Here is a 12,763-nt window from a genome sequence, read left to right as displayed (position 1 = left end):
TGAATCAGGAATTCCGGGGGATGAGGTCCACCAGCCGCGCCTGCACCGCGCCGTCCGCGATCTCCGCCAGGGCGACGGTCACCGGGTCCTTGAAGCGGCGCGGCCCCGCGCTCCCCGGGTTCACCGCGAGCGTGGGGCCTACCTGCTGAATGAGCGGCCGGTGCGAGTGGCCAAAGACCACGAGCCCCGCGTCCGGGTGCGCCGCCGCGGCCTTCTGCGGCGTGGGCGAGCCCAACTGCATGCCGTGCAGGATGACGATCTGCACCCCGCCCAGCTCCAGCCGCGCCACCTCGGGCACGCGGGCGCGGATCGCCATCCCGTCCACGTTCCCCCACACCGCCGTCACCGGGGCAAGGGCCTCCAGCTCGGTCAGGATGTCGGGATCGCCCACGTCGCCGGCGTGAAGGATGTGCTCCACACCCTGGAACACGTCGAACACCTGGGCGCGCAGCAGCCCGTGCGTGTCTGAGATGATGCCGATCTTCATCCGGGCGCGCTACCGCAGAAAGGGAACCATCACAGCCGCACCACCAGGTCGCCTTCGCGCAGGATGCGGTAGCTGCCCCCTGCGTCGGGCTCCGACATCCACCAGAACACGATGGCCTCCCTGTCGCCCGGCTCGTACCGCGCGATCTCCGCGTACGGAATGCGCACCGTCTCCCCGGGCGCGAGCGTGGGGCAGCCGGCGTTCTGGGGCGTGCACTTTCCCCAGAAGATGGTGCCCTCGTCCACCCGCTCGAACACCGCGTAGTGGACGGGCCGCCCGCCCAGGTTGCGGATGGCCAGCGTCGGGGCGTCCGCGTCCGCCCGGACGACGGGGCCGTAGTTGTCGATCGCGGAGGGCTCGTCGCAGGCGGCGAGGATCACCAGCGCGGCGGCGGCCATCAGGCGCGTGAGCATTCGGGGCCTCGGGGCATCAGGATGAGCAGAAGCTGATTGGAATCCCGCCCGGTGGGATGAGATCGATGACGGGTGGGTACCGTCTTCATCCCGTTCCCGGCTCACAGCTGGACCACGACGGTGCCCTGGGCCGCGGTCGTGCCGCCGTCGTCGAACACCCACCAGCTCACCGCGGCCTGCGCGTCGCCCGGCGTGTAGTTCTCGATCTGGGCGTACGGCACCCGCACCGTCTGCCCCGCCCCGATGCGCGTGCACATCGTCGGCGTGCAGCCCATCATCAGCGCCAGGACGGTGGGGTCGGAGATGAGCACGTGGACCGGCTCGTCGCCGCGGTTGGTAACGGAGAGCGTGGCCTGGCCCGCGGCGCGGGCGCGCACCCACTCGTCGGTGGGCAGGGTGGGATCGGAGCAGCCGGCAAAGGCAAGGCCCAGCGCGGCGGCGGCAACAAGGCGTGTGAGCATGATGGGGCTCCGTGGGTCCAGGGAAGACATCCGTGCAGGTCTGCTCAAAGGACGCCTGAAGGGCCGCGGATAGGACGCCTTTCGTCCCATGATTCCACCGTTCATCCCACCACCGCCCATCGGCGCCATCTCTGCCCCGCCGGACGAGGATGTTCAGCCGGAATCAGCCCCTGTTGAGCGGTGGATTCCCTACTCCGCCTCGGCTTCCCCGCTCTTCCACCGCTTGCCGATCGTGTGCTCCACGCCCAGGTGGTCCAGGATGCGCGCCGCGACGAAGTCCACCATGTCGTCGATCGACTTCGGACGATGGTAGAAGCCCGGCGCGGCGGGCATGATGGTGGCCCCCGCGCGCGTCAGCCGCGTCATGTTCTCCAGGTGGATCAGCGACAGCGGCGTCTCGCGGGGAACCAGGATGAGCGGACGCCGCTCCTTGAGCGCCACGTCCGCCGAGCGCTCCACCAGGTTGCGCGACGTTCCCGCCGCGATGGAAGCCAGCGTCCCCATGGAGCACGGGCACACCACCATCCCCGCCGAGGGCGCGGAGCCGGAGGCGGGCGTGGCGCCGCGGTCCAGCGCGTCGTAGAACTCCACGCGGCTCCAGTCGCCCGTGGCGGCGCGCAGGGCGTCCACCCCGTCGATCCCCGACTCTTCCGCCAGCAACCGCAGGCCGTAGCCGCTTACGATCAGCCGCACCGGCGTGCCGCTTTCGTTCAGCGCGCGCAGCAGCCGCACCGCGTACGGCGCCCCCGACGCCCCCGTGATGCCAAAGGTGACCGGCGCGCCGGGCGATACCCTCACGCGAACAGCCTTTCACCCAGCACGATCAGAAAAAAGAGCACGGAGATGATGCCGTTCAGCGTAAAGAACGCCGCGTCGATCTTCGACAGGTCGTCCGCCTTTACCAGGCTCTGCTCGTACACCAGCATCAGCGCGATCACCGCCGCGCCGATGAAGTAGCCGATCCCCAGCTCCGGCAGCAGCGCCCCCAGCGCGATGAACTGCGCGGCGGAAAGACCGTGCAGCACCCGCGAGAACGCCAGCGCGCCCCGCGCCCCCAGCGCCGCGGGAATGGAGTGCAGCCCCTGGCTGCGGTCGAAGTCGATGTCCTGCAGCGAGTACAGGATGTCGAACCCCGCCACCCAGCACAGCACCCCGCCCGCCAGCACCAGCAGCGCCCCCACGGGCCGGCTCCACTCCCCCGCGATGGCCAGGTACGCGCCCACCGGGGCGATGGCCAGCGCGAACCCCAGCACCAGGTGCGCGTAGCGGGTGAATCGCTTGGTGTACGAGTAGAACAGAATCCACCCCAGCGCGAACGGCGCCAGGTACAGGCACAGCCGGTTCAGCAGCGCCGCGCAGGTAAAGAAGACGACTGCCGCGATGACGACGGACACCGTCGCCTCGCCCACGGACAGCTTCCCCGCGGGAATCTCGCGCATCTGCGTCCGCGGGTTTTGCGCGTCGATGCGGCGGTCCACGATGCGGTTGAAGCCCATGGCCGCGAACCGCGCCGCCGTGAACGCCAGCAGGATCAGCAGGATGTCCAGCGCCTGCACCGGGTAGCGGTACGAGGCCAGCGTGGCGCCCACCAGCGCGAACGGCATGGCGAACACCGTGTGCGGCAGCTTTACCAGGTTGGCATAGTCCGCCAGCCTGCCCCGCCCCCCGACGTGCTGCCCTTCCAGTCTATGCGTCGTCACTGCGTCCCTGCTTCGTTTTCGATTTCTGCCAGGTGCGCTCAAACCGCGGGATCAGGTCCGGGATGGACATCGTCGCGGCCTTGTACACCTCCACCAGGTCCACGCCGCGATATCCGTGGATCAACACATCCCGCATGCCGGCGATCGTTCGCCAGCGAACATCCGGATTCGCCTGCCGGAGAGCCAGCGAGAGCTGCTTCGTAGCCTCACCCATGATCTCGAGCTGGCGGATCACGGCTGAGCTCCTCATCTGATCCGCTCGGAAGCTCTCGAGATCGATCCCTTCGATGAACTGCCGGATCAGCCGTGCCGCATTCAGAACATCGCGCAGATAGCTTTCGTCAGGATGCTGCATAGACGACGCGCGCCGTTTCCAGAATGGCCCGTTTGCGGATTGGATTCGTGCTATCTTCAACACCGCCTCGCGTCAGCAGATCGACGGGACGGCCAAAGATCTCCACGAGCTCGTCCTGCATCTCCACGTGTTCGAACAGGGACGGGGTCGCCTCGTACGAAGGAAAGCTCACCAGCACGTCCACGTCGCTGTCCGGGCGAAAGTCGTCGCGCAGCACGGAGCCGAAGAGCGCGAACTCGCTCACGTGCCACTTGCGGCAGAACTCCGCGATCTGTTCGTGCGGCAGGCTCAGCTTCACGGCAACCTCCAGATTCAGCGGTCCGGACGACGAACGATCCGGATGATGTCCCTCCGCAACGGCGGCGGATCGTCGGGATCGATCCCGGGAAACTCGGCTCGTGGCTGATCGAACCTCTTCAGCCGCGCGCAGCAGCCTCAGTCGATGGGCTTGATGCCCAGGCGCGGCCACAGCTTGTCGATCGTCGCCTTGACGTCGGGCGCCATCTCGATCATGTCGGGCCAGCGGCGCACGAAGCCCTCGGCCGCCCACTTCTTCGTCCCGTCGATCCCCATCTTGCTGCCGAACGAGGGGATCTGCGACGCGTGGTCCAGGTCGTCCACCGGGCCGCGGGTGAACTCCACGTCGCGCTGGGGATCGATGTTGCCCAGCGCGTACCACCACGCCTCCCGCGTGTTGCGCACGTCGATCCACTCGTCCACCACCACGATCACCTTGGCCAGCGACATCAGCCCCATCCCCCACAGGCCGTGCATCACCTTGTAGGCGTGGCCCGGGTACTCCTTCCTGATGCTGACGAACACCAGGTTGTGGAACACGCCCTCGGGGGGCATGTGGTAGTCGTGGATCTCCGGCATCGTCAGGCGGGCGAGCGGAAGAAAGATCCGCTCCGTGGCGCCGCCCAGGTACACGTCCTCCACCGGCGGCCGGCCCACCAGCGTCGCGGGATACACCGGGTCCGCGCGCATGGTCACCGTCGTCACGTGAAAGACGGGATACGGGTCCTCCAGCGTGTAGAACCCCGTGTGGTCGCCAAACGGGCCCTCGATGGCCAGCTCCTCGTCCGTGTCCACGTACCCCTCGAGGACGATCTCCGCCTCGGCCGGGATGGTCAGGTCGCAGGTGAGCGCCTGGCAGGTGTACACCGGCTCGCGGCGCAGAAAGCCGCCGAACAGGAACTCGTCGATCCCCGGGGGCAGCGGCGCGCTGGGCGTGTACATGGTCGCCGGGTCCCCGCCGATGGCCACCACCACGGGCATCCGCCCGCCCGGCCCGCGCTTCCACGCCCGGTAGTGCCCCGCGCCGCCCTTGTGCTGCTGCCAGTGCATTCCCGTCGTCGTGGGCCCGAACACCTGCATGCGGTACATGCCGATGTTCTGCCCCCCCGTCTCCGGGTCCGAGGTCACCACCATGGGCAGGGTGATGAAGGGCCCGCCGTCGTCCGGCCACGTCTTGAGCACCGGCAGCTTGGTCAGGTCGAACTCGCCCTCGCGCAGCACCACCTGCTGGCAGGGCGGCGGACCCTTGAACGGCCGCGGCGGCACCTTGGTGAGCTCGTACAGCTTGGGGAGCATGGCCAGCTTGCCCTTGAGCCCCTTGGGGATCTCGGGCTTGATGAGCTCCGCGATGCGGTCCGCGTGCTCCTGCACGTCGTCCACGCCCAGCGCCGCCGCCATGCGCCGCCAGCTGCCGAACACGTTGATGGCGACGGGGATGTCGCTCTCGGAGCCGTCCATCAGCACCGGCCGCTCGAAGAAGAGCGCGGGCCCGCCGCCCGGCAGCTTCATGGTGCGGTCGGCGATCTCGGCCATCTCCAGGTCCACCGCAACCGGCTCGCGCACGCGCACCAGCTGGCCGGAGCGGTCCAGGTACCGCAAAAACTCGCGCAGGTTCTGAAAGGCCATTCGTCTCGCTCTATCTTTCTCCGTCAGCCTGTTGATACGTCCAGGCTGATTGGAACTGCTTGTTTGGGCGTGTCCCTCCGCTGCGCTCCGGGCCGGGCTGCGCGCGCACTAGGGCACGATACAACTGTGCCCAAGTGCGCCGAGCCCCCGGCGCGCCCGGGATCGTCGCGTTTCCTTCACCCTCGTGCACGGCGCGCCGTGTTCTCGGCCCTGCGGGCGCGCATCCCTCACGCGGAACCCGGCGCCGCTTCGGCCGGCTCGGAACTGCGCCGGCCGGGGTGCCCCTCCCCCGGCCCCTCCCCGTTCGTTCCTCACGGAGAGGGGAGAATTCGATCGCGCTCCGGACAGTTCGGCCGCGTCACCCTCCCCCGCGCAGTTTGCGGGGGAGGGCCGGGGAGGGCGCGCCCCGGCGGACGCAGTCCGATCCCGTTCGCCAAACCTCCGCCCCCTGCCCCACACCAACCTCCCCCAGCAGTTTTGGGGGAGGTGGGCGAGTAATGCGAGCCCGGAGGGGGCGCCCGCCCCTCGCGCCACATCCCCCGAAGCGAAACCCAGGCGCCGTCGAGCGGCCTTAGTTCGCGACCGACCCCACCACGCGGCCCAGGATCACGTACGACACGAACATCACCCCGCCGGTGATCAGCAGCCAGCGCGCCAGCTTCATCTGCCGCAGGCCGACGGGATCGAAGTAGTTCTCGGGCTTCCACACGCCCACCACCGTGGGGCCCTCGCCCGGCCGCACGTGGCGCCAGGCCAGCAGCTGCAGCAGCGCCGAGGCCACGCAGCAGGCAAAGAAACCCAGCAGCAGCGACGCCGCCACCACCTTCATCACCGTGCTCATCCCGTCTTCGTCCCATGGTGCAGGGCCGAGATGCCGCCGGACAGGGTTTCCCACTGTACCCCGCTGAACCCCGCCGCCTCCATCCGCCGCGCCAGCTCCGGCGGCTCGGGAAAGTTCATCACCGACTCGGGGAGGTAGGTGTAGGCGGACGAGTGCTTCGACACCATCCGCCCCACCAGCGGCAGCACCTTGAGAAAGTAGAAGAAGTACAGCCCGCGGAACGGCTGCCACCCCGGCGTGGTGAACTCCAGGATCACCAGCCGCGCGCCCGGCTTCAGCACGCGCGCCATCTCGCGCAGCCCCGCGTCCAGGTCGGCCAGGTTGCGCACGCCGAAGCCCACCGTGGCCCCGTCGAACGACTGGTCGGGAAACGGCAGCGCCAGCGCGTCGGCGCAGGCGGGGCCGATGGGCACGCCGCGGGTCTTGCCGCCGCCCACGCCGTTCTGCAGCATCTCGTAGGTGAAGTCGCTGCCCACCACCCGGCCGCGGAACGCCTTGCGCTTCGCCAGCTCCACCGCGAGGTCCAGCGTGCCGGCGCAGTTGTCCAGGTAGGTGCCCGCGGGGGCGCGCTCCCAGCCCAGGCGGTTGACGGCCCGCTTGCGCCACAGCTTGTCGATGTTCAGCGACAGCACGTGGTTCAGCAGGTCGTAGCGCGGCGCGATGGAGCTGAACATCCGCCGTACGTGCGCCGCCTTTTCGGCGGGCGCGGGAAGCGCCGAGGGCGGCGCGTGGGTTTCTGGCATCGCGTAAAACCGTTTCTCCGCTTAGAATAACGGGCGCCAAGGTAGCCTGCCCGCCCCGGCCGGAGCAAGCCTCGTCGCCCCGCCTGAAACCCGCCGCGCCTTCGCCGCGTAGGGCACCGGGCGAGTCTGAATCAACAGACCCCAACATAAGCGGTGAAAGAAACCCCGGTCTCGGACCATGAGCTCGTCACTCGCGCCCAGCAGGGCAGCGAGAAGGCGTACCACGAGCTTCTCGGCCGTTTTCAGCGGCCCGTGTTCTCCATCATCTATCGGATGATCCGGGACCGGGAGCAGGCGGAGGACCTTGCGCAGGAGACGTTCGTGCGTGTGTTCAACCACATCGACCGGTACGATCCGCGCTACAAGTTCAGCAGCTGGATCTTCAAGATCGCCACCAACCTGACGATCGACCACATCCGGCGTAAGGAGCTGAACACCGTCTCCATCGACGGCTCGCGCAACGCCACCACGGCCGAGCAGATCGAAGCCACCAGCATCACCATCGCCTCGCCGGACGAGAACCCGGAAGAGCTGCTGGAGGCCAAGGAGCTGGGCGAGGAGATCGAGGCCGCGATCAGCAAGCTGCGGCCGGAATACCGCGCGGCCATCCTGCTGCGCCACGTGGACGGGCGCGAGTACCAGGAGATCGCCGAGATCCTTTCCCTGCCGCTGGGAACGGTGAAGACGTACATCCACCGCGGCCGCAACGAGCTGCGCGAGCAGCTGGAGCACCTGCGCGCCGCATGAAGTCTTTTCGTGACGTGAAACCCGGGAGCTCCTGCTCTCGTAGGGCACCCAATGGAACCGAACCGAGCCCCGTGAGGCACCCGTGACGGACGCAACCGGACACCTTCCGTTCTGGACGCTCGAGGCGCTGGCCGAGGATGACCTTGGCCAGGCCGAGCGCGCCCTGGCGGAGCAGCACCTGCGGGCCTGCGCCCACTGTACGGCCGAGCTGGGCTCGGCGCGTGCGGTGATCGCGGCCCTGCAGTCGCTTCCCTCCCTGTCGCCCTCGCCCGGCTTTGCCGACGCGGTGATGGCGCGGGTCGTGATGATGCCGCAGGCGGCCCCCGCCGCCGAGCCGGCACGGAGCAGCCCCAGGCGCGGCTGGCTCCCCGCCTCGGCGAGGGGCTGGGTGTGGCTGACCGCCCTGCTGACGGTGGTGATGGCGCCGCTGGCCGCGCTGGGCGTATGGCTGAGCGCCCACCCGCTGGTAAGCGTGAGCGCCCTGTGGGGCGTGGCCCGTGGATGGGGCCGCGAGGTGGTGTGGAACGCGGTGGTGCAGGGTGCCGAGGCGGTGGGCCGCAGCGGCGCCCTGGGATGGGCGGTGGACCTGCTGGCCCGCATGCCCGGCCCCGACACCGCGGGCGTTCCGCTGGCGATGCTCCTGGTCCTGGCCGCGATCCCGGTTTCGGCCTTCGTGATGATCCGCCTTTTGAGGACCCCTGCCACGGGGATGACCCATGCGTACTGACCTGATCAAGCGGGGCGCCCTGGTGATGGCGCTCCTGGCCGGAGCGCCGGCGCACGCGCAGGACTCGCTGGTGCTGGGCACGCAGCCCGCTGCGCCGGCGGCCCCCACGGCGGCCGCCCCGGCGCACCGCAGCGGCGACGTGCTCAACATCAACGGCGACCGCACCATCGGCCCCGGCGAGCTGGTCGAGGGCGACGTGGTCGTCCTCAACGGCGACCTGACCGTGGCCGGCGAGGTGCGCGGCGACGTGACCGTGGCCCGCGGCGACCTGCGCCTGGAGAACGGCGCCGTGGTCACCGGCGACGCGGTGGTCACCGCCGGCCGCCTGGTGAACCGCGGCGCCCGCGTCCAGGGCGAGATGCGGGTGGTGGACGAGGGGCGCGCCATGGAGGTGCAGAACGGCGTGCCGGTGGCCGGCCGGGTGCGGCTGGGCCGCTCGTGGTTCGCGCCGATCGGGCGCGGGCTGGTGGGGCTGATGGAGACGCTGGCGCTGGGGCTGGTGCTGGCCGGCGTGGGCGTGGGCCTGATCTTCTACGGCATGCCGCAGCTGAGCCGGCTGAGCGACACGGTGCGCGGCAGCACGGGGCGCGCGGCGGCGGTGGGGCTGGCGGCGCACTTCCTGGTGCTCCCGGCCTTTTTGCTGGGCGGCGTGGCGCTGTTCGTCACCATCATCGGCATTCCGCTGCTGCTGGTGTACGTGCCGCTGTTCGCGGTGGCGGTGCTGGCCGCGGCGGCCGTGGGGGTGGTGACGGTGGCGCACGCGCTGGGCGAGCGCACGGTGGAGCAGCGCGGCGGCTACGACACGCGGCACCGCAACGCCTACAGCTACGTGTTCACCGGGCTGGCGCTGCTGCTGGCGCCGCTGGTGGTGGCCAACCTGCTGGGGATGACCGGCTTCCTGGGCTTCGTGGGCGACTTGGTGGGGGTGTTCGCGGGGGTGCTGCTGTGGGCGGCCACCAGCGTGGGAATCGGCGCGGTGCTCATCGGCGGGTCGAGGGCGTGGCGCGAGCGGCGCTACCGCCGGATGATGGGGCTGGGCGGCCTGGACGCGGCGGACGCCGGGGGCGCGAATGCGGCCTGACCGCCGCCGCGCCCTGGCCCCGCTGGCCGTCGCCGCCGCGCTGCTGAGCGCGGCGGCGCCCGCGCAGGCGCAGCAGTGGCGCAGCGTGACCTCGGCCCGGCAGGCGCAGGGCGAGCGCGGGCTGGACGTGCAGCTGCAGTACGGCGGCGGCGACCTGACGGTGCGCCCCGCGGACGACGGCCTGCTGTACCAGCTGCAGATGCGCTACGACGAGCGGCAGATGCGCCCGGTAACGGCGTACGACCGCGCGGCCGGCCGGCTGACGCTGGGGGTGGAGAGCGTGCGCCGCAACCAGCGGACGCAGCGCGGCGGCACCGCCGCGGTGCAGCTGGCGCCCGCGGTGCCCATGGACCTGAAGCTGGAGTTTGGCGCGGGCGAGGCGAACCTGGAACTCGGCGGGCTCTCCCTCCGTAGTGTGGACCTGTCGACCGGGGCCAGCGAGACGGACGTGCGCTTCGGGACGCCCAACCGGGTGCGCGCGGGGACGGTGCGGGTGGCCGCCGGCGCCTCGCGGCTGCACATGCGGGGGCTGGGAAACGCGCGGGCCGAGCACATCGTGCTGGACGGCGGTGTAGGAGGGGCCACGCTGGAGTTCGACGGGGCGTGGGACCGCAGCGCCACCTTGAACGTGGACATGGGGCTGGGGGCGCTCACGCTGCGGTTTCCGCGGTCGCTGGGGGTGCGGATCGAAAAGGACTCGTTCCTTACGCGGTTCTCCCCCGCGGGGATGGTGCGGCGGGACGGCGCCTGGTACTCGCGCAACTGGGACCAGGCGCGGCACCGGCTGACGGTGAAGATCGACGCGGCCCTGGGCAGCATCGACGTCCAGTGGATGGACTGACGGGTTTTCGCAACCTGACGCGACGTACGCAGATAGAAGGAGAGAGAAACGATGCTCAGCGCGCTGGTGGGTCTGGTGGTGATCGCGGTGGTCGGCTTCGTGGTGCTGACGGTGCTGCTCGCCATCTTTGGAATGGTGTTCGGGCTGGCCTTTGGGCTGCTGGGGATGGCGATCGCACTGGCCGTGAAGATCCTGCCGCTGGTGCTGGTGGGCTGGCTGGTGGTGAAGCTGGTGCAGCGCGGCGAGCGCGGATCGGCGGCGGCGAGGATTCCGTCGTCGGACCAGCGCTGGCTGGACAGCTAGGGGACAGGGGACAGGTTACAGGGGACAGCCTGCGGGGGCGTTCCTGGACGGCAATCGGTTGGTGGATGGGACGACAGGGGCCGGCGATCATCGGGATCGCCGGCCCATTCGTTTGGGGGTGGATGCGCTTTGGCCGGGATTCCACTCGGGCGGGTGAACCCGCGGCTGGAAACAGCGGGAAGCCCCGCAAACTGCGCGGGGCTTCAACTGCACACTGCTGCATGCGGCACGGCACACACCCGTCGGCGAAGGCCGACATCACGTAGTCCCAGCCGCGAATTCATTCGCCTGGGCGGCGGGCGGAACAAGGGGTGTCGCCGCCGGGCTTCATTCCCGGGCGGGTGAACCCGCGGCTGGAAATGCGGGAAGCCCCGCAAACTGCGCGGGGCTCCGTGGCCGCGGGTGCGGCGCGCCGCGACCAGCGCCGCCGTCACCGAAGCGAGATCCTTGCGGTTCTTGCAGTTGAAGCCCTGCGCAGTTTGCAGGGCTTACCGCAGTTCCAGCGGCGGCTTTAGCCGCTCACGCGTGCGGGGCCGCCGATGCCTGCTCACGCGCCGCCACGGGCGATGTGCTTCACGCCGCGGCCACTGCCGCCATGCCGACGCGGGAGGCGACGGCGTCGGCGACTTCGCGCAGGGCGAGGGCGGCGGGGGACTCGGGCTGGCTGACGACGATGGGGACGCCGGCGTCGCCGCCCTCGCGCACGGGGATCTCCAGGGGGACCTCGCCCAGGAACTCCACGCCGGTCTGCTCGGCCAGGCGCCGGCCGCCCGCCCGGCCAAAGATCTCGTAGCGCTGGCCGCAGCAGGGGCAGATGAAGCCGCTCATGTTCTCGACCACGCCCAGCACGCGGGTGTTGGTGCGCTCGAACATCCTGATGCCGCGCAGCACGTCGCCGGTGGAGACGTCCTGCGGGGTGGTGACCATCACCACCCCGTCCAGGCGGATGGTCTGCACCAGCGAGAGCTGCGCGTCGCCCGTGCCCGGCGGCATGTCGACGATCAGCACGTCAAGCTCGCCCCACTCCACCTCGCTCAGGAACTGCTTCAGGATGCCGGCGATCATGGGGCCGCGCATGATGGCGGCCTGCCCTTCTTCCAGCAGGAATCCCAGGCTCATCAGCTGAACGCCGTGGGCCTCCAGCGGCTCCATCTTTTCCTTGCCCTTTTCGCCGATCACCCGCGGCTTGCGGTGCTCGCCGAACATGGTGGGCACGTTGGGCCCGTAGATGTCGGCGTCCAGCAGCCCCACGCGGCGGCCCGCCTGCGCCAGCGCGGTGGCCACGTTGACGGCCACGGTGCTCTTGCCCACGCCGCCCTTGCCGGAGCTGACGGCGATGATGTGCCGGGCGCCCGGCACCATGTTGGCGTTGGGCGTGGGCGCGGGAACGTTGCCCGCCCGCAACGGCGACTTGCTCTTGGGCTGCGGCGCGCCGGCGGCGGGAAGGGAGATGTCGATCTTTACCTTCTGCACCCCCTCCACCGTTTCGGCGGCGGCGCGGGCGTGGCGCACCAGGGTGCCGGGGTCGTCGGCCTGCAGGGCGAACTTGAAGCGGACGGTGCCGTCTTCCAGCACCTCCATCTCCCGCACGCGCCCCGACGAGACGATGTCGTCGCCGGTGACGGGGTGCAGGATGGTGGTCAGGGCGGCGGCGACGCGGCGAAGCACGGCGTCGCGCTGCATGTTATCCATAAAGTGCGAAATACGCGGTACGGAGTACGTTTGCGGGGTGCGGGTGCGGGTGTTCTGCCCGCGCGCGCCACCGGGACGGCTGAAGAATACAAGGATCGGGGCGCAGCGGCGAGCCGGTGGCCGCTATGCGGCTGCGACTCCATCCCCCGGCGCGCACCCCAGCGAACACGACGGTCCGCCGACGTGCGGCCAGATCCTGAAAAAGAATAATCGTACAGAGGAACAGAGTCAGACAGAGAAAGCGAGCTGAAATATCATCTTGATTCCTCTGTCTGACTCTGTTCCTCTGTACCCATGAAGGTGTTGTTTTCCCGATTCGGGATGAGTCCGGAGCGGGTGGTGATTTGATCGCCTGAATTGCATGATACAGGTTGCAGCGGCGGGCGGATTCCGGCAGGTTTGCTGCCTGGAGTCCGCCCGCGTCCCGTCCTTCATCCGAATCCACACTG

At 69.8% G+C, this 12,763-nt stretch carries 16 protein-coding genes; 5 read left to right on the top strand and 11 right to left on the bottom strand.

The genetic code is table 11. The features are described from left to right. Positions 1-4: 4 nt before the first annotated feature. From VGC13_RS23710 to ubiE, 10 genes are all read right to left on the bottom strand, one after another. Complete coding sequence (locus VGC13_RS23710; protein WP_331127784.1) at positions 5-487, bottom strand: metallophosphoesterase family protein; 483 nt, start codon at positions 485-487, stop codon at positions 5-7. Between the two features lie 29 nt (positions 488-516). Continuing rightward, entirely contained in the window at positions 517-900 is a 384-nt protein-coding gene (locus tag VGC13_RS23705) for a hypothetical protein (protein ID WP_331127783.1), read from the bottom strand. Positions 901-1,001: 101 nt separating this feature from the next. Further along, positions 1,002-1,361 carry a hypothetical protein gene (locus VGC13_RS23700; RefSeq protein WP_331127782.1) on the bottom strand — a complete coding sequence of 120 codons (360 nt, stop codon included), beginning with the start codon at positions 1,359-1,361 and terminating at the stop codon, positions 1,002-1,004. A gap of 189 nt (positions 1,362-1,550) precedes the next feature. Next, positions 1,551-2,159, bottom strand: a complete 609-nt coding sequence (locus VGC13_RS23695; protein ID WP_331127781.1) for a flavin prenyltransferase UbiX — start codon at positions 2,157-2,159, stop codon at positions 1,551-1,553. After that, on the bottom strand, positions 2,156-3,061 hold the full coding sequence (locus VGC13_RS23690) for a UbiA-like polyprenyltransferase (RefSeq protein WP_331127780.1): 906 nt from the start codon (positions 3,059-3,061) through the stop codon (positions 2,156-2,158). Before VGC13_RS23690 ends, VGC13_RS23695 begins: the two co-directional genes overlap by 4 nt. Further along, positions 3,048-3,416 (bottom strand): DUF86 domain-containing protein, encoded by a 369-nt coding sequence (locus tag VGC13_RS23685; RefSeq protein WP_331127779.1) that lies wholly within the window; start codon positions 3,414-3,416, stop codon positions 3,048-3,050. The genes VGC13_RS23690 and VGC13_RS23685 overlap by 14 nt, the downstream gene beginning before the upstream one ends. After that, positions 3,403-3,714 (bottom strand): nucleotidyltransferase family protein, encoded by a 312-nt coding sequence (locus tag VGC13_RS23680; protein WP_331127778.1) that lies wholly within the window; start codon positions 3,712-3,714, stop codon positions 3,403-3,405. Before VGC13_RS23680 ends, VGC13_RS23685 begins: the two co-directional genes overlap by 14 nt. Positions 3,715-3,851: 137 nt before the next feature. Further along, positions 3,852-5,339, bottom strand: coding sequence for a menaquinone biosynthesis decarboxylase (locus VGC13_RS23675; protein ID WP_331127777.1), 1,488 nt, complete (start codon positions 5,337-5,339; stop codon positions 3,852-3,854). Between the two features lie 571 nt (positions 5,340-5,910). Further along, on the bottom strand, positions 5,911-6,180 hold the full coding sequence (locus VGC13_RS23670) for a hypothetical protein (RefSeq protein ID WP_331127776.1): 270 nt from the start codon (positions 6,178-6,180) through the stop codon (positions 5,911-5,913). Next, entirely contained in the window at positions 6,177-6,923 is a 747-nt protein-coding gene (gene ubiE, locus VGC13_RS23665; RefSeq protein ID WP_331127775.1) for a bifunctional demethylmenaquinone methyltransferase/2-methoxy-6-polyprenyl-1,4-benzoquinol methylase UbiE, read from the bottom strand. The genes VGC13_RS23670 and ubiE overlap by 4 nt, the downstream gene beginning before the upstream one ends. Before the next feature lie 153 nt (positions 6,924-7,076). Here ubiE and VGC13_RS23660 point away from each other — a divergent pair, with 153 nt between their 5' ends. The 5 genes from VGC13_RS23660 to VGC13_RS23640 all read left to right on the top strand — a co-directional run bounded on the left by VGC13_RS23660 (position 7,077) and on the right by VGC13_RS23640 (position 10,622). Continuing rightward, positions 7,077-7,670, top strand: a complete 594-nt coding sequence (locus VGC13_RS23660) for a sigma-70 family RNA polymerase sigma factor (RefSeq protein WP_331127774.1) — start codon at positions 7,077-7,079, stop codon at positions 7,668-7,670. Between the two features lie 82 nt (positions 7,671-7,752). After that, positions 7,753-8,397, top strand: coding sequence for a hypothetical protein (locus VGC13_RS23655; RefSeq protein WP_331127773.1), 645 nt, complete (start codon positions 7,753-7,755; stop codon positions 8,395-8,397). Then, the gene (locus tag VGC13_RS23650; RefSeq protein ID WP_331127772.1) at positions 8,387-9,478 is read left to right on the top strand and encodes a polymer-forming cytoskeletal protein; all 1,092 of its coding nucleotides are present in this window, start codon (positions 8,387-8,389) and stop codon (positions 9,476-9,478) included. Before VGC13_RS23655 ends, VGC13_RS23650 begins: the two co-directional genes overlap by 11 nt. Continuing rightward, on the top strand, positions 9,468-10,319 hold the full coding sequence (locus VGC13_RS23645; protein WP_331127771.1) for a toast rack family protein: 852 nt from the start codon (positions 9,468-9,470) through the stop codon (positions 10,317-10,319). The genes VGC13_RS23650 and VGC13_RS23645 overlap by 11 nt, the downstream gene beginning before the upstream one ends. 51 nt (positions 10,320-10,370) lie before the next feature. Continuing rightward, complete coding sequence (locus tag VGC13_RS23640) at positions 10,371-10,622, top strand: hypothetical protein (protein ID WP_331127770.1); 252 nt, start codon at positions 10,371-10,373, stop codon at positions 10,620-10,622. Positions 10,623-11,195: 573 nt separating this feature from the next. Here the strand turns inward: VGC13_RS23640 and VGC13_RS23635 are convergent. Then, the gene (locus VGC13_RS23635; protein ID WP_331127769.1) at positions 11,196-12,305 is read right to left on the bottom strand and encodes an Mrp/NBP35 family ATP-binding protein; all 1,110 of its coding nucleotides are present in this window, start codon (positions 12,303-12,305) and stop codon (positions 11,196-11,198) included. Positions 12,306-12,763 lie beyond the last annotated feature (458 nt).

The organism is Longimicrobium sp. (assembly GCF_036399255.1).
Lineage (GTDB): Bacteria > Gemmatimonadota > Gemmatimonadetes > Longimicrobiales > Longimicrobiaceae > Longimicrobium.
This window is presented reverse-complemented; position numbering and strand designations above follow the sequence as displayed.